The organism is Terribacillus halophilus, from assembly GCF_900101385.1.
Lineage (GTDB): Bacteria > Bacillota > Bacilli > Bacillales > Amphibacillaceae > Terribacillus > Terribacillus halophilus.
In genome coordinates, this window is sequence record NZ_FMZB01000004.1 from 110,938 (window position 1) to 129,839 (window position 18,902).

At 44.2% G+C, this 18,902-nt stretch carries 21 protein-coding genes; 13 read left to right on the forward strand and 8 right to left on the reverse strand.

Annotated features, from left to right (window positions below):
* The first annotated feature begins 44 nt into the window (after positions 1 to 44).
* The 5 genes from BLQ53_RS08670 (at position 45) to pepF (ending at position 5,386) form a co-directional block, all read left to right on the forward strand.
* Entirely contained in the window at positions 45 to 635 is a 591-nt protein-coding gene (locus BLQ53_RS08670; protein WP_093726916.1) for a GNAT family N-acetyltransferase, read from the forward strand.
* 226 nt (positions 636 to 861) lie between these two features.
* Positions 862 to 1,257: a transcriptional regulator SpxA gene (gene spxA / locus BLQ53_RS08675; RefSeq protein ID WP_093726917.1), complete on the forward strand. Its 396-nt coding sequence runs from the start codon at positions 862 to 864 to the stop codon at positions 1,255 to 1,257.
* A 280-nt stretch (positions 1,258 to 1,537) separates the two neighbouring features.
* Positions 1,538 to 2,209 carry an adaptor protein MecA gene (mecA, locus tag BLQ53_RS08680; RefSeq protein ID WP_093726918.1) on the forward strand — a complete coding sequence of 224 codons (672 nt, stop codon included), beginning with the start codon at positions 1,538 to 1,540 and terminating at the stop codon, positions 2,207 to 2,209.
* Positions 2,210 to 2,319: 110 nt separating this feature from the next.
* Positions 2,320 to 3,435 carry a competence protein CoiA gene (locus tag BLQ53_RS08685; protein ID WP_170829627.1) on the forward strand — a complete coding sequence of 372 codons (1,116 nt, stop codon included), beginning with the start codon at positions 2,320 to 2,322 and terminating at the stop codon, positions 3,433 to 3,435.
* A gap of 139 nt (positions 3,436 to 3,574) precedes the next feature.
* A complete protein-coding gene (pepF, locus tag BLQ53_RS08690) occupies positions 3,575 to 5,386 on the forward strand; it encodes an oligoendopeptidase F (RefSeq protein ID WP_425288290.1) in 1,812 nt (603 codons plus the stop codon).
* 12 nt (positions 5,387 to 5,398) lie between these two features.
* Here the strand turns inward: pepF and BLQ53_RS08695 are convergent, their stop codons facing one another.
* From BLQ53_RS08695 to BLQ53_RS08715, 4 genes are all read right to left on the reverse strand, one after another.
* A complete protein-coding gene (locus tag BLQ53_RS08695; RefSeq protein WP_093726921.1) occupies positions 5,399 to 5,584 on the reverse strand; it encodes a hypothetical protein in 186 nt (61 codons plus the stop codon).
* 852 nt (positions 5,585 to 6,436) lie between these two features.
* Positions 6,437 to 7,315 (reverse strand): ClpXP adapter SpxH family protein, encoded by an 879-nt coding sequence (locus tag BLQ53_RS08705; RefSeq protein ID WP_093726923.1) that lies wholly within the window; start codon positions 7,313 to 7,315, stop codon positions 6,437 to 6,439.
* Positions 7,312 to 7,713: a globin domain-containing protein gene (locus BLQ53_RS08710; RefSeq protein ID WP_093726924.1), complete on the reverse strand. Its 402-nt coding sequence runs from the start codon at positions 7,711 to 7,713 to the stop codon at positions 7,312 to 7,314. The genes BLQ53_RS08705 and BLQ53_RS08710 overlap by 4 nt, the downstream gene beginning before the upstream one ends.
* A gap of 97 nt (positions 7,714 to 7,810) precedes the next feature.
* The gene (locus BLQ53_RS08715; RefSeq protein ID WP_093726925.1) at positions 7,811 to 8,389 is read right to left on the reverse strand and encodes a CYTH domain-containing protein; all 579 of its coding nucleotides are present in this window, start codon (positions 8,387 to 8,389) and stop codon (positions 7,811 to 7,813) included.
* A gap of 131 nt (positions 8,390 to 8,520) precedes the next feature.
* Here BLQ53_RS08715 and yjbM point away from each other — a divergent pair, with 131 nt between their 5' ends.
* From yjbM to BLQ53_RS08730, 3 genes are read left to right on the forward strand one after another with little or no spacing between them, the layout of a single operon-like run.
* Positions 8,521 to 9,150 (forward strand): GTP diphosphokinase, encoded by a 630-nt coding sequence (gene yjbM / locus BLQ53_RS08720; RefSeq protein ID WP_093726926.1) that lies wholly within the window; start codon positions 8,521 to 8,523, stop codon positions 9,148 to 9,150.
* Between the two features lie 14 nt (positions 9,151 to 9,164).
* Positions 9,165 to 9,962, forward strand: a complete 798-nt coding sequence (locus tag BLQ53_RS08725) for an NAD kinase (RefSeq protein WP_093726927.1) — start codon at positions 9,165 to 9,167, stop codon at positions 9,960 to 9,962.
* Positions 9,963 to 9,967: 5 nt separating this feature from the next.
* Positions 9,968 to 10,831: an RluA family pseudouridine synthase gene (locus tag BLQ53_RS08730; protein ID WP_093726928.1), complete on the forward strand. Its 864-nt coding sequence runs from the start codon at positions 9,968 to 9,970 to the stop codon at positions 10,829 to 10,831.
* Here the strand turns inward: BLQ53_RS08730 and prpE are convergent.
* On the reverse strand, positions 10,820 to 11,557 hold the full coding sequence (gene prpE / locus BLQ53_RS08735; protein WP_093726929.1) for a bis(5'-nucleosyl)-tetraphosphatase PrpE: 738 nt from the start codon (positions 11,555 to 11,557) through the stop codon (positions 10,820 to 10,822). The two genes, BLQ53_RS08730 and prpE, sit on opposite strands and share 12 nt — an antisense overlap.
* Positions 11,558 to 11,619: 62 nt before the next feature.
* A complete protein-coding gene (locus tag BLQ53_RS08740) occupies positions 11,620 to 12,798 on the reverse strand; it encodes an FtsW/RodA/SpoVE family cell cycle protein (RefSeq protein ID WP_093726930.1) in 1,179 nt (392 codons plus the stop codon).
* 229 nt (positions 12,799 to 13,027) lie between these two features.
* Here BLQ53_RS08740 and mgtE point away from each other — a divergent pair, with 229 nt between their 5' ends.
* From mgtE to BLQ53_RS08755, 3 genes are all read left to right on the forward strand, one after another.
* On the forward strand, positions 13,028 to 14,395 hold the full coding sequence (mgtE, locus tag BLQ53_RS08745; protein WP_093726931.1) for a magnesium transporter: 1,368 nt from the start codon (positions 13,028 to 13,030) through the stop codon (positions 14,393 to 14,395).
* Positions 14,396 to 14,413: 18 nt separating this feature from the next.
* Entirely contained in the window at positions 14,414 to 16,249 is a 1,836-nt protein-coding gene (locus BLQ53_RS08750; RefSeq protein ID WP_093726932.1) for a monovalent cation:proton antiporter family protein, read from the forward strand.
* Positions 16,250 to 16,348: 99 nt separating this feature from the next.
* Positions 16,349 to 16,780 carry a CotO family spore coat protein gene (locus BLQ53_RS08755; RefSeq protein ID WP_093726933.1) on the forward strand — a complete coding sequence of 144 codons (432 nt, stop codon included), beginning with the start codon at positions 16,349 to 16,351 and terminating at the stop codon, positions 16,778 to 16,780.
* 41 nt (positions 16,781 to 16,821) lie between these two features.
* Here the strand turns inward: BLQ53_RS08755 and BLQ53_RS08760 are convergent, their stop codons facing one another.
* Positions 16,822 to 17,319, reverse strand: coding sequence for a CotY/CotZ family spore coat protein (locus tag BLQ53_RS08760; protein WP_093726934.1), 498 nt, complete (start codon positions 17,317 to 17,319; stop codon positions 16,822 to 16,824).
* 217 nt (positions 17,320 to 17,536) lie between these two features.
* On the opposite strand from BLQ53_RS08760, the gene BLQ53_RS08765 reads away from it, so the two are divergent.
* Together BLQ53_RS08765 and BLQ53_RS08770 are read left to right on the forward strand one after the other, a co-directional pair.
* Positions 17,537 to 17,791, forward strand: a complete 255-nt coding sequence (locus tag BLQ53_RS08765) for a hypothetical protein (RefSeq protein WP_093726935.1) — start codon at positions 17,537 to 17,539, stop codon at positions 17,789 to 17,791.
* 88 nt (positions 17,792 to 17,879) lie between these two features.
* Positions 17,880 to 18,155: a hypothetical protein gene (locus tag BLQ53_RS08770; RefSeq protein ID WP_093726936.1), complete on the forward strand. Its 276-nt coding sequence runs from the start codon at positions 17,880 to 17,882 to the stop codon at positions 18,153 to 18,155.
* 3 nt (positions 18,156 to 18,158) lie between these two features.
* On the opposite strand, the gene BLQ53_RS08775 is transcribed toward BLQ53_RS08770, so the two are convergent.
* Entirely contained in the window at positions 18,159 to 18,839 is a 681-nt protein-coding gene (locus BLQ53_RS08775; protein ID WP_244499304.1) for a DUF421 domain-containing protein, read from the reverse strand.
* Between the last annotated feature and the right edge of the window lie 63 nt (positions 18,840 to 18,902).

Consider the following 18,902-nt stretch of genomic DNA (forward strand, 5'->3'; position numbering starts at 1 on the left):
TGCGGGTATAATTATGCTATAACGATCACTGAAGGAGCTGCTTTATGAATTGGTATGAGAAGCTTAGTAAGTATTTCCCGATAGAGGAGATGAAGTCGAGGGAACATATGGAATTGCTGCTGAAGGAAAAAGCTGATGTATATTTTAAGGATGAGAGTGAGAATCATGTCCTGATGTACGCAGAATTCGACCATTTCCTGTTTATCGATTATTTATATGTTGCAGCGAATACCCGAGGACAAGGCGTCGGCGGTAAGCTTATTGATAGGATGAAGAAGAAGGGGAAGCCGATTCTTTTGGAAGTCGAACCGCTTCAATATGAGGACTCTGATTCAAAGAAGCGGCTTCGTTTCTATGAAAGGCAAGGTTTTCAGCATGCCCAGACAATTGGCTATAATCGCCGTTCCTTGGCGACGGATAAGGAGAATCCGATGGAAATCCTATACTGGACACCAAATGAAGAGTCGGAAAAAGAGATATTCGAAGCCATGCGGGATATGTATGAACAGATTCATACGTACAAAGACAGGCAGTTGTATGGGGAAGCTTATCAGACTTCGGATGAAGTGTTGACATTCTCAAAGGATAGAGCGAAGGATAGCATTTTTAATGCATTGGAAGATAAACAAAAATAATTTACTAAAATAGGTTTTAACCCCTGATGACAGGGAAAACAGGAACCATAACAACGATACAAACGTATATTTGTGTAAAAACTGTGGTATCTTTCAGGAAGTCTTTCAATAACTTGACCGCTGTAGTATACTTGTACATAGGGAGATTAAATTAAAATCATTTTAAATAAAATCTTTCCATGGGCAAAGAAATAGAAACATATTCTGTATTGAGGAGTGAAGTTAAATGGTAACACTTTATACCTCACCAAGTTGTACATCTTGCCGCAAAGCTAAAGCTTGGTTAGAAGAGCACGATATTCCGTTCACAGAGAGGAACATCTTCTCCGAGACATTATCACTTGAAGAAATCAAGGAAATCCTGCGTATGACAGAGGATGGTACGGACGAGATCATCTCTACACGCTCCAAGGTTTTCCAAAGCCTAAATATGAACTTAGATCAATTACCGTTGAAGAAGTTATATAGCTTGATTCAAGAAAATCCTGGCTTGCTGCGACGTCCGATCATTCTTGATGAGAAACGCTTGCAGGTCGGTTATAATGAAGACGAAATTCGCCGCTTCTTGCCAAGAACGGTGCGTACTTTCCAGCTGCGTGAAGCACAGCGCATGGTCAACTAATCATTTACAGATAAAGGGCGTGGATCCAAGAGGATCCACGTCTTTTTTCTTTCTGCAATCCGGGTGACAAATTATCTGAAATGCGCTACAATGGACAGAATCCGATGAGGTCATTCGCCTTTTTTCGGCAAGTACAAGCCTTTCTGTTTTCCATGCGGAAGGATTTATCATAAAATAGAAATAGACACAGAAAAAGTTAGATTGAGGGTAAGGGAATACGGGAAGTGTAAAGGCATGAGGGCGTTTTTCACCTGCCACTTTACTGGAGGGAGAGAAAACCATGGAAATAGAAAGAATTAATGAAAACACAATCAAATTTTATATATCTTATATAGATATTGAAGACCGCGGCTTCGATAAAGAAGATATTTGGTATAACCGCGAAAGAAGTGAGCAATTGTTCTGGCAGATGATGGATGAAGTCAATTACAAAGAAGACTTCAGTGTCGATGGACCGCTTTGGATCCAAGTCCAGGCGATGGATAAAGGGTTGGAAATCGTCGTGACGAAAGCACAGCTTTCCAAGGATGGAGAAAGCTTGGAGCTTAATGTGGATGATAAAGCCATTCCATCATCCGTAGAGGAGAAAGTCGATTCTGTTCTTGAAGAGAAATTCGGCTCCCATCATCAAGATACAGAAGAGGAGGACGAAGAGGAGCTGTCCTTCATCGTTCAATTCCGGGATTTCGAAGATGTGATTCAGCTAAGTCATTACTTTGAAAAAACTTATGGCATCGACAACAGACTATTCCATTATAAGGACAAATATATGCTGTATGTGGAATTCGATGATACAGTGCTTGGAGATGATGAACAGGAGGATATCCTGAGCCAAATTTTAGAGTTTGGCTATGATTCCCAAACAACGATTTACCGATTGGAAGAGTATGGCAAGGTGATCTTCGCCAATGACGCACTTACAAACGTGAAGCAATACTTCCCTCTTAAATAGACATTCGTTTTAAAGAATGTCTATTTTTTATGGCCAAAAATGCAATTTTAAAACTGTTTTTCCTTCTCACCTGCTTGATGAGTTATACTGAACTCAAGGAGGTGGAAGGTATGTTGCAGGCCGAGTTGGAGGATGGCAGACTAGTACTGCTCGCTGCATATCGAACAGAGCAAATCCATAAATTAAGGAAACATCGCTTTCTCTGTCCTGCTTGCAAAAAGGCTGTCATCATTCGTGCGGGGAAGAAAGTGATCCCTCATTTTGCTCATGAACAAATCCATGATTGCGAATTGAACCGAACCGGAGAAAGTCTCTATCATATGCGTGGCAAGCTGCAGCTCTTTCATTGGTTCAAACGGCAAGGGCTTACTGTCAGATTGGAGGAACGGATTGAGAAGTCGACTAGACGCCCCGATTTACTGCTCCATACCGCTGGCGGCAAAAGGCTGGCGATTGAATATCAATGTGCATCTATATCGGATGAAGAATTGTTCAGGCGTAACGAAGCGTATGAGCATGATGGAATTCGGCCCATATGGATACTGGGCGGTAATCGATTAAAGCGTACATCCACATTCATGCTCGATCTTTCAAAAAGGGATCAGCGTTTCCTCATGCAATACAAGCGGGATATGCCTTTACAGTTGCTGTACTATTGTTCGGATAGTGAAGCTTTTTGCAATGTCCAGCATATTCTTCTAACAGGTAAAAAACAAACTGTCGGTCAGTTTTATTTCCTTCCCCTTCAGCAGATACAATTCCCCGAGCTTTTTCATCCCCTTCCGAAAAACCATCAAAAAATCAAGCAGACGTGGATTGATTTTCAGTCGAGAATGGCAGCAAAGCCACTGACATATGCTCCTGGAAATATGAAACGATGGGTCCTGCAGTTATATGAGCGTGGGTTGACGCTTCAGGAAATACCTGTGACTATTTTATATCCCGTTGAAGCTCAGTATCATATGTCCGTTCCTCCATATATTTGGCAGACCGACTTATGGCTGGAGCAGCTGATTCCTTTGCCGGTTATGAACAGCATTTCTCTTGAGCGGTTGAAGCATGTAAGCAAAAGATGGGAAGTCCTGCATAAGCCGTATGCCATTTCGAGTGATATCCATCCGGTCGAATCATATATGAACCATCTGTGTCTGCATGGCTGGTTTGAACAGATGGGAACGGATGTTTACGTGAAGAAAAGGCGTTCTCCATTTTCAGAAATGATATAATCGTTTTCTTCGCATGAATCTGCTTCTTTTATATATAATATAAGAGAGAAAATGCTTATAATTGAAGGATTTTCCCTGTCATTATACGAAGTAATCTTGTAAGACAGAAAAAGGGAAGCAGCAATGGAGGAGGATGTTTGTGTCAAAATCAGCTAAGTCTTTACCGAAACGAAGCGAGGTACCAGTAGAAAGAACCTGGAACCTGGAGGATATATTCGCTACTGACGAACTATGGGAGGAAGAGCGCAAGGCGCTGGCCGCGGATGGAGATAAAATCTCAGCGTTCCAAGGCAAGCTTGGAGAGTCTGCAGATACATTGTATCAGATGTTCAAGATGCAGGATGAGCTATCCGAGCGTATCGGTAAACTTTATACATACGCACATATGCGTTATGATCAGGATACGACGAACGGGCATTATCAAGCATTGCAATCAAAAGCAGAGCTATTGATCACACAAATCTCTAGTAAAATGAGCTATATCGTTCCGGAATTGCTTGCAATTGATGAAAATCGCATACAGGCATTCCTGGCAGAAAGTGATGATCTCAAGTTGTACGAGCATACGTTGAGTGAAATCAGCCGCCAGCGGGCACATGTGCTGTCCGAAAAGGAAGAGACACTCCTTGCACAGGCATCCGAAGTGACCGATAATGGCTCCGCTACTTTTGGAATGCTCAATAACGCGGACTTGACGTTCCCGAGTATCAAGAATGAAGAAGGGGAAGAAGTGGATGTTACGCATGGCCGCTACGTCACATTCTTGGAATCGAAGGACCAGCGGGTGCGCCGGGATGCCTTCAAGTCCATGTATGATACATTCGGTCAGTTCCGGAATACATTCGCTTCCACTCTTTCAGGTACAGTGAAGAAGAATAACTTCTATGCAAAGGTAAGGAATTACGAGTCCGCCCGACAGTCGGCTTTGGATAATAATAATATCCCAGAGCAAGTATACGATAACCTTGTGGAAGCCGTGAATGAACGTCTGCCTTTATTGCATCGCTATGTGGCATTGCGCAAGAAAGTACTTGGTCTTGATGATTTGCATATGTATGATCTTTATACACCGCTTGTTAAAGACGTGGATATGAAAGTGTCCTATGAAGAGGCGAAGGAGCTCGTCCTTAAGGGACTCAAGCCTTTAGGTGAAGATTATCAGTCCATCCTGAAAGAAGGCTTTGACAACCGTTGGGTCGACGTGGAAGAAAATAAAGGTAAACGCAGTGGTGCCTATTCTTCTGGAGCATATGGAACGAATCCATATATCCTGATGAACTGGCAGGATAACGTGAATAATCTTTTCACATTGGCTCATGAATTCGGACATTCGGTGCATAGTTACTACACTCGGAATAACCAGCCATATCGCTACGGCAACTATTCCATTTTTGTTGCAGAGGTTGCATCTACTTGTAATGAAGCTTTGCTGAATGAATATATGATCAATAACGTGGATGACGAGCAAGAGAAGCTTTACTTGCTGAATCACTTCCTGGAAGGGTTCCGCGGTACTGTCTTCCGCCAGACGATGTTTGCTGAATTCGAGCATATGATCCATAAGCATCAGCAGGATGGAGAAGTGCTTACAGCAGAGAAGCTGACATCCATGTATTATGATTTGAATAAAAAATACTTTGGCGATGGTTTGACAATCGACGAAGAAATCGGCTTGGAATGGGCACGTATTCCTCACTTCTATTACAATTATTATGTTTATCAATATGCTACAGGCTACGCGGCTGCTACTGCATTATCCGCTAAAATCCTGGAGGAAGGGCAGCCTGCTGTCGAGAAATACGTCGGCTTTTTGAAAGCCGGAAGCAGTGACTACCCAATCGAGGTATTGAAATCAGCAGGGGTGGATATGACGGATAAACAGACCATCCTATCCGCACTCGATGTATTCGAAGCAAAATTGAATGAAATGGAAAAGCTCTTGCAGAAATAAGGGAAACCGACGCTATCGCGTCGGTTTTTTCATGCCTTTATATGTTCTTTTTCTGGTAAAGAAATAGACAGCAACAAACAACGACAAGAATAACACAGGCAGCGTAATCACCATGGAAACGAGGTGAAGCATGCCAAGAATGTTGAAACATAAAGCGAAAATGACCCAGGCGATCAATAGGATACCGATTCCTTTCATGGTAACACCTCCGACTATCAACACTTTATGCGGCCATGCAAAGGACTAGACTAAGCAAGCTTGTGACTTTTTTGTGAAAATGTGCACAAAGTAGTTGCTATTCCGTCTTATATTTGGTACATTATATTTGTGAGAAACATCACAAACAAGTCCCCTTTGTTTGGATTATTGTTCTCCCATCCCCTCAGTAGAAGTTATACAAGCAAAAAGGTCTGCCATTAGGCAGGCCTTTTTGTTATGGATTCTAATTTTATTTGGTGAACGGAAGTTGTGAAGTTGTTCGAATCCTCAAAATGGATGGAATGTCCGCAGTCAGCGAAATGTTCTGCTTCCACTTCAGATAAAGGCTGCTTCATTTCTTCCCATACTTCTTCTGACAAGATAGGGGAGTGGGAACCGCGCATGATCAATGTCGGACAAGTTACGTTATGGTACGTATAATCGCCATTCAGGTAATCCTAGGATGCTTTGATACCATGGGTATCAAAGAGGAGCCGCCAGCCTTCTTCGGCTTCATAGGCCTCTCAGGAGTATTATGGGTTCGATAGTGTTGCAAGCGTATTTGGCGGCTGCTGTAACTGCAGTGTGTGCACTTTAGCCATGACCTCTCAAATCATCCGTTTGTTTTGTTCATAAATGGTTTATAGAGAATCGCACGTGCGAATAAGCCATTAGGACGTGACTGGATCTGACGTGTTTGTCCTAATAAGCCAACTGTAAGCCGTTTGAATCGAAATGAAGTTGTTTCAACTATTTCAATCTCCTCTGTACAGTTTCTTCGATTCCCGATTCCAGGCAATGAAAAACAGCCGCACAGGAAGTGCGGCTGTCAGGGATGAGTGCAGCAAAATGTTATTCAGCTTTTGAAGTGATATTATATCTCCAGAAAGTATCATGTTTGATAGGAATGCGTTCTACCATCTGTTTCAGTTGAAGCTTTTTCATTTCTTTTTCCGTCTGTGCAGTCGTCCAGTCATATATCAATGAAATTTCCCTGCTGGCCACAAATTTATAGCTGGAGAGGAACTCTTCCACAGGAGGTTTCTCTGCCGGCTGCGGGTCTCTTTGCAGCATCTGGTGCAGGACGTTGACATACACATCGTAACCATACAAACCGGAAATCCTGATACCGGAATCTTCCTCGGATTCATTGAAGAATACGATAGAAGGGGATTCGTCGATTTCCAATTCTTTCGCGAGCTTCACATCGCATTGGAATGCTTTTTTCGCTGAAGCGGAGTACATATCCTCATGAAACTCCTCCAAATCGAGATTGGCGATTTTAGCACATTCGATGAGAATTTCATCCGCTGTGATATCTTGTTTATTCAAGAACAATGCTTCCTGGATTGTTCGCAGGAAGCGGGTCCCGGCTTTTCTTCCTTGCAGTTCCGCTGCTTTGATCGCAAGTGAAGTCCGCCATGGAAAAGAGACGGCGTTGTTCAATAAAATATTATCTGGCTGCAGGACAGCTTTTGGATACGTGCATTCGCTACGTTCTCGTACAAGCGGCTGATAATCCCCGGTCAATATTGGGCGCAAAGTGAAGTATTGCCCATATTCCATTGTTAGTTTCTTGAGAAAAGGCTCGAGTGACCAGCAATCTTCGCAAAGCGGATCGATAAAAACGTAAATCTCCACGGGTTTCTTTGAGGAAGGAAACAGCCCGCAAAATCCGCCACAGTCATCCTCAAGCCTTTGCTGTTTTGAATTAGAAGATTCCCAGCTCATATCGATTCTCCTTTCTCTTCATCTGGTGTGTTCATCATATGATGTGCGGTAAGCGCAAGTCGTTCAAATATTATGCTTTTATAAGGTTCCTCTATGTCAGTTTCCGCGAGGGCAGCTGCCATGCAGGAAAGCCATGCATCCTTACGCGTAGGTGTGATTTTGAAAGGGAGGTGCCGATATCTTAGCTTCGGGTGACCATGCTCTTCTGTGTAAAGCGGTGGTCCGCCGAAGAATTGTGTCAGGAACTGCTGTTGCTTGCGGCGAGTCTCCGTCAAATCTTCCGGAAAAATCGGCTTTAAATCGGGATGCTCCGCCACTCGTCGGTAGAAGGCATCCACCAGCCGTTCCAATGTGGCCTGTCCGCCAATACCATCGTACAATGTTTCAGCTTGATTCATGATTCTTCCTTTCTTATGCAAAGAGCAATCAACATAACATCTGCCCTATGGAGTTGACTGTAACTTATTTTATCAGGCTGCCATTGGGTTGGGCAACTTATCTGTTTTGGAGGCTGTCATAGAAGCGCTGGATCTTGTTTGGAGTCTTGCGCTTCCCTATGTCATGTTCGGAAAGAAGAGATAGGAAAACATTCTCTCCATGCTTATAGCTGCGGGCTTCCAGCTCCAACTCGTAATCGACAGTGTCTCCATAGATGCTTTGATCCAGGACAATCGTAGTATCATTATATGATTTCTCCCGGCGGATAGTCTCCAATGAACCTCCATAAATCAACTCACCTGCTGAGATGCCTAAGTCTTTGAGCTGTTCGCCGATTTCAGGACCAAGCGTAATTTGCCCCTGCAGCCAAGCTTTGGCTTGCTGCTCCGTCAAAGCATCGTGCGTTTCCAGCAGCCCATCACCTTGCGGCTGTTTCAAAGTGGCTTGAAACTTCCCGTTTTTTTCTCTGATTCGCAGGGCAGCTCCATGTTGTTTCAGCTGAAAGTCCTTTGTTTCAAAGTAGTGGTTCACCTGCTGGATAGCGGGTGAACTGTTCATTTCAAATGCATAATATAGTTTCTCAAATTCCGCTTCTGTGAGCAGATTCTTAAATTCGATTTCGATTTCTTGCGGCATGCTGATACCCCCTGTGCGAACATCTGTGTTTTCGATTGTTATGCCAAGCTGCTTTTATGATACACTGAAAGCAGATAGAATGCATCTGGAACAACTAGACGCTGCTGGGAAGAAAAGGGGCTATGTAGAGCATGAACTGGGAAGTATTTTTAGCACCATATGTACAGGTAGTAGAAGAACTGAAAGTGAAGCTGAAGGGGATGCGTGCTCAATTCGAAAATGAATCACGCCATTCTCCCATCGAGTTCATCACCGGACGGGTGAAGCCGATACGAAGCATTCTCCAAAAAGCAGCAAATAAGCAAGTCACTGTCGATGAGCTGCATAAGGAAATCCAGGATATTGCAGGATTGCGGATCGTGACACAGTTCGTCGATGACATTTATACGGTTGTGGGCATGCTAAAAGTACGCAATGATTTCACCATTGTCAATGAGATTGATTATATCGTGGAAACAAAGGAAAGCGGATATCGCTCGTATCATATGATCATTGAATACCCAGTTGAAACGATCCATGGAGAAAAGAAAGTACTTGCCGAAATCCAAATCCGCACACTAGCGATGAACTTCTGGGCTACAAATGAGCATTCCCTAAATTATAAATACGATGGCCAGATACCTTCAGAATTGAAGACAAGATTGAAAACAGCGGCTGAAGCAGCATTCCGGCTGGATGAGGAAATGTCCAAAATTCGGGATGAAGTGCAGGAAGCACAGCGGATTTATCATGACCAGCAGCAAATCAAAAAGCATAAATAGGGGTGTTAGCAGGGATGAAGTATACGGTTCTTTCACGGGGAGATGAGAAGTCGGACCGCATCAAAGAAACGATTATCGAACATTTGGCTCATTTCAATTTTGAGCACGATGAAAAGGAGCCCGATCTTGCGATATCCGTCGGTGGGGACGGCACATTCCTTGAGAATTTCCATACATATGTCCATCGGCTGGACAGCACGGCATTCATTGGTATCCATACCGGTCATTTGGGGTTTTATGCAGACTGGGTACCAGAAGAATTGGAAAAACTGCTTCTGCAGATCGCCAATAAGCCGTATCATATCGTGGAATATCCGCTGCTCGATATTTCCATTACCCACAAAGACGGCAGAGTGGACGAGCACCTGGCATTGAATGAATGTTCCGTCAAGACACCAGATGGTTCGGTTGTCCTTGATGTATCGATCAAAGGGGAGCATTTTGAAACATTCCGGGGGGATGGTCTTGTCATATCGACACCTTCTGGAAGTACGGCGTACAATAAAGCGCTTAATGGTGCCATCATCCATCCTTCTTTGGCATCAATTCAAGTAACGGAGCTTGCCTCCATCAATAATCGCGTGTTCCGGACGATTGGTTCTCCGCTTATTTTGCCGAGCCATCATCCTTGCACGCTCCGGCCGACATTGGATAAAAGTTTCTTGATTGCCATCGATCATATGACCGAGAATCATTCAGATATCGAGTCCATTACTTGCTCAGTCGCGAAGCAGCGTGTTCGTTTTGCCCGCTTTAGGCCATTTCCCTTCTGGAAACGGGTGCATGACTCATTCATTGCAGATAAGAGGTAGAATATATGAAATTAAGCTGGACCTTGCCCGAGGAGATCATCATCAAGGATTTCCTGAAGTCGCAAGGAGTTTCAAGAAGATTATTCAAAACATTCAAGGAGGAGCCAAAGCTGGTGATGCTCAATCAGCAGTCGGCGCCTCTTTGGCATGTTGGTAAAACAGGCGATCGCCTGGAAGTGGAGCTGCCGGAGGAAGAAGCAGGCGCTTATATGGAGGCAGAGCGGCTTGAATTGCCGATTGTCTATGAAGATGATCATGTAATCGTATTGGATAAGCGGCCTCATGTTGCGGTGATTCCATCAATGAACCAGCCAACAGGTACGATTGCTAATGGCCTGCTGTGGCATTACAAGGAGCAAGGACTTCCATATACAGTCCATATCCTGACAAGACTGGATCGTGATACGTCGGGATTGATGCTGGTAGCAAAACATCGTTATGCTCATTCACTCTTAGCTGCTGATCAAAAGCAAGGGAAAATCCAGCGCTCCTATATGGCCCTGGTCGAGGGTGCGATGACAGAATCCACCGGGACCATAAACCAGCCGATCGGCAGGAAAGAAGGCTCAATCATCGAACGGGAAGTAAGAACCGATGGACAAATGGCAGTCACATACTTCCGCCGGCAGACAACCTTCGCCGGCCACACACTGGTGGAAGTGAAGCTTGCCACTGGGAGGACACATCAAATCCGGGTCCATATGGCATTTATTGGTCACCCGCTTGCAGGCGATACCCTTTATGGTGGGAAAACAGATGTCATCAATAGGCAGGCTTTGCATTCTCAGCAGCTGCGCTTTGTCCATCCATTTACGAAGCGTCTGCTCACTTTCCATTCTCCGGTTCCAGTTGATTTCTTAATCGAATGAACGGAATTTCTCATCAACGAAGGGCTGCTGGGAGGGAACACTATGCAGACTGCGTTCCGGAAAGCGACAGGCAGTCAGCTTGTTGCCGAAAACACACCCGGTATCGATATTGATTGTATGATGGATGACGCGGGCGTTCAAAACTGGCGTATGACCATAGATGATCCAGTCTTCCCCGTGGTAATGCTTGGCCCAATCCAATCTGACTGGACGGCCCAGCTCGTCCATCTCCCCAGTCGTATCTCCATAAAGAACAAAGCTTTTCACTTTTTTCCCTTCTTTGCCGATAAGGGATTCTTTGATTCCAGCATGCGCGGCAATAGCTCCAAGCTCGGGGATCCGCTTGTAAAGCGGAGCCTTTTTATAAAGCTGCATAAACATATTGGATAGTTTCCGCCGTTGATTCGGCGAACTGTTCTGCAGTTCGGCTACCGTAGTTTCCAAGCCATGCTTGATTTGAACATTGTTGCCGAGTAAATATCGGTAAAGCTTATCACAATGGTTGCCTGGTACATAATAGCCGATTCCCTCTTCGACCAGTCGATAGACGAGTTCGATCACACCTAATGAATCGGGGCCGCGATCAGTCAAGTCACCAATAAAAAACGGCCGCCGTTTTTCAGGATGAACAAAAAGTCCGTTTTCCATCTTATAACCCAGTTCATTAAAAAGCTCCAGCAGCTCTGGCAAGCAGCCATGGACATCTCCGATAAAATCTATTTTCATCTATATCACTCCTCTATACAAAAAAGGGAAAGCTTCAGATAGCTTTCCCTTTTATGTAAGGCTTATTTCTGTGTTTCGAACATGAATGTCCGTGTCCTGGAATGAATATTGAGCACAATGCCGATAGCGATCATATAGGCAAGCGTCGAGCTTCCTCCATAACTCAGGAATGGAAGCGGAAGTCCGGTAATCGGAACCAGTCCCACCGACATCCCGATATTTTGGAATATTTGGTAGGTGAACATCCCGATGAACCCGGCTGCGAGATAACTTCCAAACGGTTCATTGCTTTCCAATCCTACTTGAATCATCCGATAGATGAGGATGAAGAATAGGAAAAGGACTAGTGCCGATCCAATGAACCCAAACTGTTCAGCGACAGCGGAGAAGATATAATCCGTATGCCGTTCCGGAATGGATACTTCGAAATTGGACGCGCCTTTGCCGAATAGTATTCCAGATCCGATCGCCATCAATCCCAAACGATACTGATAGCTGGAATCCGGATATTTCTCGGGATACAGCCAACCCAGGAAGCGACTTTCGACGTGTTTAAAGATTGTCTCCTGCAAGAATGAACCGATTTGATCCGGGAAGATGTACGACAGAATGGCAACAAATACAGCAACACCTAGTATGATTCCAAGTATCATCGACAAGAGCCGCCAGCTTATCCCGGAGACCAGAATAGTTGCCCCTAGGATGGCAGCCAATACTAAGAAACCACCAAGGTCAGGCTGTGACGCAACCAATAACATGGGCGGAAGGGCGACTGCAAGCAGTTTCCCTAGCAGGAACAAGTCCGATTTATTCGTACGGATCGTGTTTTTTTCATTGTGTGACATGATTACATGTGCCAAAGCAATGACGACAAATACTTTAACGAATTCAGAAGGCTGCATCGAACCGATACCAGGCAGGATGAACCAGCTCGTCGCTCCATTCGCAGTGTTGATGATAGCTGATGGGAACCGGAAGAAGAGCATTAGGAGCATAACCATACCGATACCATAAAAAATCCATACAAGCTGACGGAGTCTGTCGTAGTCGATCAGCATCATGACAGCAATGACAACAGCTCCCACAATGTACCACATAATCTGACGCGGCATATATTGGGTCTGGGCTGCAATACCGGATAGTGTCGGCTGCAACTCATATAGCGTGAATGAAGAGACGATACCAAGCAGTATCAAAACTAATATAATTGTTAGATCTAACCGAAATTTGTTAGAATTCATACACAAAACCTTTCTTTCGTTCCTTCCGCATCTCTAGCTGCTATAAAAGCGATTAGATTTTGCAAATGAGTGGAATATAATCTTGTTACAGTTTACAACAAAATGACGGATAAATTAAGTGAACTCTATTAAAGTTTCTTAAACCTTTCTTGGATCGGTCGATTTTCCGTTGACAAACAGCCACACGTTACTTACTATTGAAATTTCTTGCAAGCGAGGAGGCAGGCGTATGGATCATTTAGAAAACCAAGAGATTTTACTATACCAAAATAAAATCAGGGAAGCACTAGCCAACCAGCAAATCGATCAATTTCGTGCAGAATACCTAGAACTGCACCCGTACGATCAAGCAGCTGTTTTCGAGGAAGAGCCCGAAGAGATCCGCAAACAGATTTATTCCTATCTCTCACCGGATGAAACGGCAGAAATTATGGAAAACGTCGATCAGGAAAACGCGGACATTTATTTCACAGAGATGTACTCGCGTTATGCAGCGCAAGTACTGGCTGAAATGTCAGCCGACGATGCGGTGGATATCTTGAAAGAAATGGACAAAAATAAAGTTGCAAGCTTCATTACGATCATGGAAAAAGATGCAGCTGATGAAATCAAGCATTTGCTTCACTATGAAGATAAGACAGCCGGGAGTATCATGACGACGGAATTCGTCAGTGTCAGCGCGGCTGATACAGTGCGGGAAGCGATGCTGCATCTTCGAGCGGAAGCACCAGATGCTGAAACGATTTACTATACGTATGTCGTCGATCAAGATAAAAAATTGGTCGGCGTCATTTCCTTGCGTAATCTGATCATAGCCGAGAAGGACTGGCTCATTTCTGAAGTGATGAGTGACAGGATCGTCAGTGTCTCTGTCGGGGATGATCAGGAGCATGTCGCCCAAATGGTGCGCGATTATGACTTCCTGGCGCTGCCGGTCGTTGACTTCCAGAACCATATTCTTGGCATCATCACCGTCGATGATATCCTGGATGTCATGGAAGAAGAAGCAGATGAGGATTACAGTCGCTTAGCCGGTGTCAGTGACACCGAAAGAGGGGAGGACAGTGCCTTCGTTTCTGCCCGTAAACGGCTGCCTTGGCTCATTGCACTTCTATTCCTTGGTATGATAACGGCAAGTATGATAAGTCAGTTTGAAGATACACTCAGCAAAGTTGCGATTCTTGCCAGTTTCATTCCAGTTATCGGGGGGATGGGCGGTAATACAGGTACACAAGCACTAGCTGTTGCAGTACGAGGCATGGCGACGGGAGATGTAGCAAGACGAGGAAAAATGCGCATGGTGATCAGAGAGGGTTTGACAGGCATCATTAACGGCGTCACCTGTGGCATTATCATTACCTTGGTAGTAATCATATGGCAAAAAAGTTTTTACCTGGGGCTGCTTATCGGGTTATCTATCCTATCAACCTTAATAGTAGCAACTTTAGCTGGGGCTGTTATTCCGCTCATTATGCATAAGCTGAAGATCGACCCGGCTGTCGCTTCGGGTCCTTTTATCACGACGATAAATGATATCATTTCAATCTTGATTTATTTCGGGCTGGCAACAGCCTTCATGGGATTTTTACCACAATAGAAAAAAGGAGGGACCGGCATGGAGCATGAATCCATCATATCCTTAGTCGTTGTCATTTTGGCAGCATTCCTTACACCAATTCTCATGAACCGTCTGAAGCTCCGTGCGCTCCCTGTAGTTGTAGCGGAAATAATCGTCGGTCTCATCATCGGCCAAAGCGGTTTAGATCTAGTTGATCAAAGCACTTGGCTCGATACATTGTCCACACTCGGTTTCATCTTCCTGATGTTTTTAAGTGGACTTGAAATTGATTTTTCAATTTTTGCTGGGAAGGATAAACGAAAAAGCGATAAACAGCCAGCTCAATCTCCGTTTATCATCTCGGTTATTGTATTCCTTGGTATCCTCGTATTATCGGTTGGATTGTCATATGCATTCGTTCTGGCTGGCTTTATAGATAATGTCTTCCTCATGACGCTGATCATCTCGACCATTTCATTGGGGGTAGTGGTGCCGACGTTAAAGGAAGCACAAATGATGAAGTCGACATTTGGACAAACCATCCTTATGATCGCAGTCATTGCAGATTTGGCAACGATGATTCTCTTGGCAGTGTTTGCTTCCATTTATGGTGACGAAGGCGGCAATATGTGGCTTTTACTTATACTATTTGGAGTCGGTGTTCTTTTGTACTTGGTTGGCAAGATATTCCAAAAACGCTCCTTCATCGAAACAATGTCGAAGGGAACAATCCAGATAGGTACGCGAGCAGTCTTCACGCTCATCATTGTACTTGTCGCCGTATCCGAGTCTGTCGGGGCGGAGAATATCCTGGGGGCGTTCCTGGCTGGGACACTCGTTTCGCTGCTGTCGCCGAATCAGGAGCTTGTGCATCAGCTGGACAGCTTCGGCTATGGTTTCCTTATTCCCATCTTCTTCGTAATGGTAGGGGTGGAAATGGATTTGCGCGCATTGCTGACAGATCCGCAAATTCTGATCCTTATCCCATTACTCCTGATTGCACTGCTTATTTCGAAGCTCGTACCAATCCTCTATTTACGCAGATGGTATGACTGGCGTTCAGTGATCAGTGCAGGGACCATCCTGACATCTACGCTTTCATTGGTCATTGCAGCTGCTGCGATCGGGGAGCGGATCGGTGTCATTGATGCCAAAATGGAGGGGGCATTGATCCTTGTAGCTGTTATCAGCTGTATCATTACCCCTTGGTTCTTTAAGCGGTTCTATGTACGTTATGCGGATACAGACCGGAAGTACGATGTTGGTTTCATTGGTGCAAACCAGCTGACGATGCCGGCAGTGCGGAACTTGGACGGGCGCTATTATCAGACGCATCTGTATCATACAAGGCAGGACAAAATCGATGAAAGTCTTGCGCATTCAGAGTTCGATATCCAGGAACTGGAGAACTATGAACCTGCTCAGCTGGAGGTGCTGGGTGTATTTAATGTAGATATACTCGTCGTATCCACCGGTGATGAAGCCCAAAATAAAGAAATTGCTCTTTATGCGAAGGAATTGGGAGTCGAACGCGTCATCGCTCGAATTGAACAGCCTGCTTTAAGCGATGAATTAAAGGATAAAGGCGTGGAAGCATTCTCGGTTATCTTGTCTACCAATGCGTTGCTGAAAGCTCTTATAGAAGCACCGAGTGTGATGAATATCCTGACGAATCAAGATAATGCCCTCTATCAAGTATCGATGCAGAATGCTGCATATGAGGGCGTTTCGTTACGACAGTTTCCTTTTCATGGTGATTTGATCATCGTACGGATTTTCCGAGGCGAAGATTCCATCGTCCCGCACGGCGATACAGTATTGCGGATGGATGATCGACTCATCGTGACCGGATCAGGGGAATATGTCGGAGATTTACGTGAGTTGCTGGAATGAAGACTGTCTGCGGACAGTCTTTTTCTTTATGTATCTTGGGCACGCTCATCGGCTGCCTGCATATACTGGGTAAGAAACCTATGCAGAGGAGGACATCGCATGTCCAAAGAAAAGGTACGGCGCCAGCAGCCACTGCTGTTCATCGCACAGCCGAAGCTTGATCTGCCAAAAGCAGAAATGCAGCAGGCTTTTCGTACGACAAGGGATAAGAAGAAAGAGGTAAAAACAGACGATGTTAAACCGAAACCGGCTGGTGTATCTGTTGAAGAAGTGGTAGTGAAAGAAGGTGTCAAGAAATCCAAAAAGGGGGATTTCAAGGATCTTAGTATCACAGAAAAGACTAGTTACTTGTTAAATCTTCCATCTCAAATTCCTCGAATGAAATGTGAGGTAATAACGGAGGAAAATAGCTTTATTGGAACTATATCAGGGATAGAAGAAGATGTGATACAGTTCAAATCTATCAGACGCCCATTTAAACGGGAAATTAAGTTATCCAGTGTGAAGGATATTAAGTTACTTGGATTCTAAAAAAAAGTTCAATCTTGTTTTCCAAGATTGAACTTCTTTTTTTAGATAGTTGGAGCTCCCGGTGTGCCGGTAGTTCCGTTAAAAGCAGAGATGGCAGGAAGCGTTGTGATATGGCAGAAGCAGTGTAAATCGACAGTGAAGCAAAGCCCGGTTGCAGTTAAGTTTGCCACAGCTTGAACATCGATGTTATCTGGTGTCAAGTTTAAATCCGCTGGATCGCGTAGCAATTCTAGAACCGCACAATCGTCTTCATATACAGTCTTTACACGGAAATAGTAGCTTGCTGCAAGTGGTCCAAGAGTTCCTGGTGTAGCTCCCGGTACAACTCCTAATCCTCTGAAAGGTATACCGTTCTCGGTATAGATTATGAAAGGTACTGTATCGAAACCAGTAGATCCTCCCCAGTTGCCAAGAAGATCATTGATGGATTGTTCCGCACTTGTAGCACAGCATTCCGTGTAGATATCCTTTTGTGCATTAGCGATTTCTTTAAGGATGTCCTTGACGCAGCCTGTGCCTTTTTCACATCCACAGCTCATGATGTTTAACCCCTCTCGAATTGATAAAGTGATGACGTATCGTCTTTAATAAGATATGAGATGCCCTATGTTGTGTGTGGGCGAATTACATCTTTAACGAATAATTCGTGGGTGTATGTGGAAGGAAAAAAATTCAATATAGGCAAAAGCTGAACACCATAACATTAATGGAACATAAACTATCTCAGAATTGAGTTTATGAAAAAGGAGTGATATTGTGTCTGAAGAAAAAAAGGTTATCCATGTTAAAAACCTCATCATCAAAGCTGACAAAGTGGTATTGGATACTGATGATATAGAAAAAGATAAGCATGATCATGACAGAAAAAATCGTGACTTTGATTTTGATCCGATCTTCGGCCCACGCCGTAAGAGAAATGATGATCATGATGACAAACGCGATGATGACAAACATGATGATGACAAGAAAGACGACGATAAGGGCCAAGGGCGCCGAAATTTCTGGTTCTGATCAAAGCAGCTTCGGCTGCTTTTTTATATGGTTAAAAAAGGATAAAAAGAGGGAAAGAAAGAATAAGGATATAAAGGGAGGAGAGACCATGAGCTGGATAACACCTGTACCCGCTTATCAATATATGGACTATCAAAACAGGATCATCGGAGTGAAAAAGAACAGATACACGATCGAGAAGACAAATCCACTAGTGTTGGACAGGAAACAAGATACATTCGAGCAGCGAGTCCAGGAACGAATGGACGATCAAGCATCGATGCCGGATCAGGAAAGAAAACAATCAGGTAATAAAGCGCCCTTTGACAGTCATACATTCGGTCTCCTGACTGGAAAAGGGCGTTATATAGATACTCTGTGTTAGTTTTCAATGATAGGCTCGGGTAAACAATCCTTTTGAGGGTGTCCATTCTGCGTATGCAACATCTGCTGCGGCATCGAATCCTTGTTTTTTGATTTCCTGTTTCAGCCAATCAAGTGTTTTTCCGCTATTGATGACGTTATCTTCAATGATTTCTCCATCAAGGATAAAGGATACTGGAAGCGGATTGGGCTGTTCCTGCAGCTTCAGATCATCTCGCGTCGGTGTCTGATAGGCGCTTTTCTTCAATACGCTCAAACTGCCGTCCGCTTCGATGATGGCATAATCAACTTCTGATAAGGAAAAGACATTGTTGGCCCGAAGCTGATGCATCAATTGGTTAAAGTCCATTTTATTCACTTTCATGTCCTTATATTGAATTTCACCTCGTGAAATGATGACAGAGGGCTTACCTTCCAGAAGACCGCGTGTTCGTTTGAATTTTTGTGTCAATTTTTCAATGACCAGCATGAGAATTCCCCATGTAATGATGGCAACAGCAATGTGAGGGATGCCGGCTTCGGGGTCGAACAATGCATTCCCGAACAGTTCACCTGCTGCAACTGCAGCGATGAAATCGAATGGCGTAATTTGGTTCATTTGCGTCTTTCCAAGTATTTTCGTCAATACGAAAAGACCAACAAAACCAAAAATCACTTCCAAGACTATCTCTAAATAAATTCCCACGTTCGTTCACACCCCTTCAAGAGAAGCATGCCCAAGGTTGCGCGACCTATACGAAAAAGACTC

Coding starts and splice junctions, on each gene's coding strand:
- BLQ53_RS08685 (WP_170829627.1), top strand. CDS start 2,320: ATGTTGCAGGCCGAGTTGGAGGATGGCAGACTAGTACTGCTCGCTGCA.
- BLQ53_RS08725 (WP_093726927.1), top strand. CDS start 9,165: ATGAAGTATACGGTTCTTTCACGGGGAGATGAGAAGTCGGACCGCATC.
- BLQ53_RS08740 (WP_093726930.1), bottom strand. CDS start 12,798: ATGAATTCTAACAAATTTCGGTTAGATCTAACAATTATATTAGTTTTG.
- mgtE (WP_093726931.1), top strand. CDS start 13,028: ATGGATCATTTAGAAAACCAAGAGATTTTACTATACCAAAATAAAATC.
- BLQ53_RS08695 (WP_093726921.1), bottom strand. CDS start 5,584: ATGAAAGGAATCGGTATCCTATTGATCGCCTGGGTCATTTTCGCTTTA.
- BLQ53_RS08730 (WP_093726928.1), top strand. CDS start 9,968: ATGAAATTAAGCTGGACCTTGCCCGAGGAGATCATCATCAAGGATTTC.
- BLQ53_RS08750 (WP_093726932.1), top strand. CDS start 14,414: ATGGAGCATGAATCCATCATATCCTTAGTCGTTGTCATTTTGGCAGCA.
- BLQ53_RS08670 (WP_093726916.1), top strand. CDS start 45: ATGAATTGGTATGAGAAGCTTAGTAAGTATTTCCCGATAGAGGAGATG.
- BLQ53_RS08710 (WP_093726924.1), bottom strand. CDS start 7,713: ATGAATCAAGCTGAAACATTGTACGATGGTATTGGCGGACAGGCCACA.
- BLQ53_RS08760 (WP_093726934.1), bottom strand. CDS start 17,319: ATGAGCTGTGGATGTGAAAAAGGCACAGGCTGCGTCAAGGACATCCTT.
- BLQ53_RS08770 (WP_093726936.1), top strand. CDS start 17,880: ATGAGCTGGATAACACCTGTACCCGCTTATCAATATATGGACTATCAA.
- prpE (WP_093726929.1), bottom strand. CDS start 11,557: ATGAAAATAGATTTTATCGGAGATGTCCATGGCTGCTTGCCAGAGCTG.
- yjbM (WP_093726926.1), top strand. CDS start 8,521: ATGAACTGGGAAGTATTTTTAGCACCATATGTACAGGTAGTAGAAGAA.
- BLQ53_RS08755 (WP_093726933.1), top strand. CDS start 16,349: ATGTCCAAAGAAAAGGTACGGCGCCAGCAGCCACTGCTGTTCATCGCA.
- BLQ53_RS08705 (WP_093726923.1), bottom strand. CDS start 7,315: ATGAGCTGGGAATCTTCTAATTCAAAACAGCAAAGGCTTGAGGATGAC.
- BLQ53_RS08715 (WP_093726925.1), bottom strand. CDS start 8,389: ATGCCGCAAGAAATCGAAATCGAATTTAAGAATCTGCTCACAGAAGCG.
- mecA (WP_093726918.1), top strand. CDS start 1,538: ATGGAAATAGAAAGAATTAATGAAAACACAATCAAATTTTATATATCT.
- spxA (WP_093726917.1), top strand. CDS start 862: ATGGTAACACTTTATACCTCACCAAGTTGTACATCTTGCCGCAAAGCT.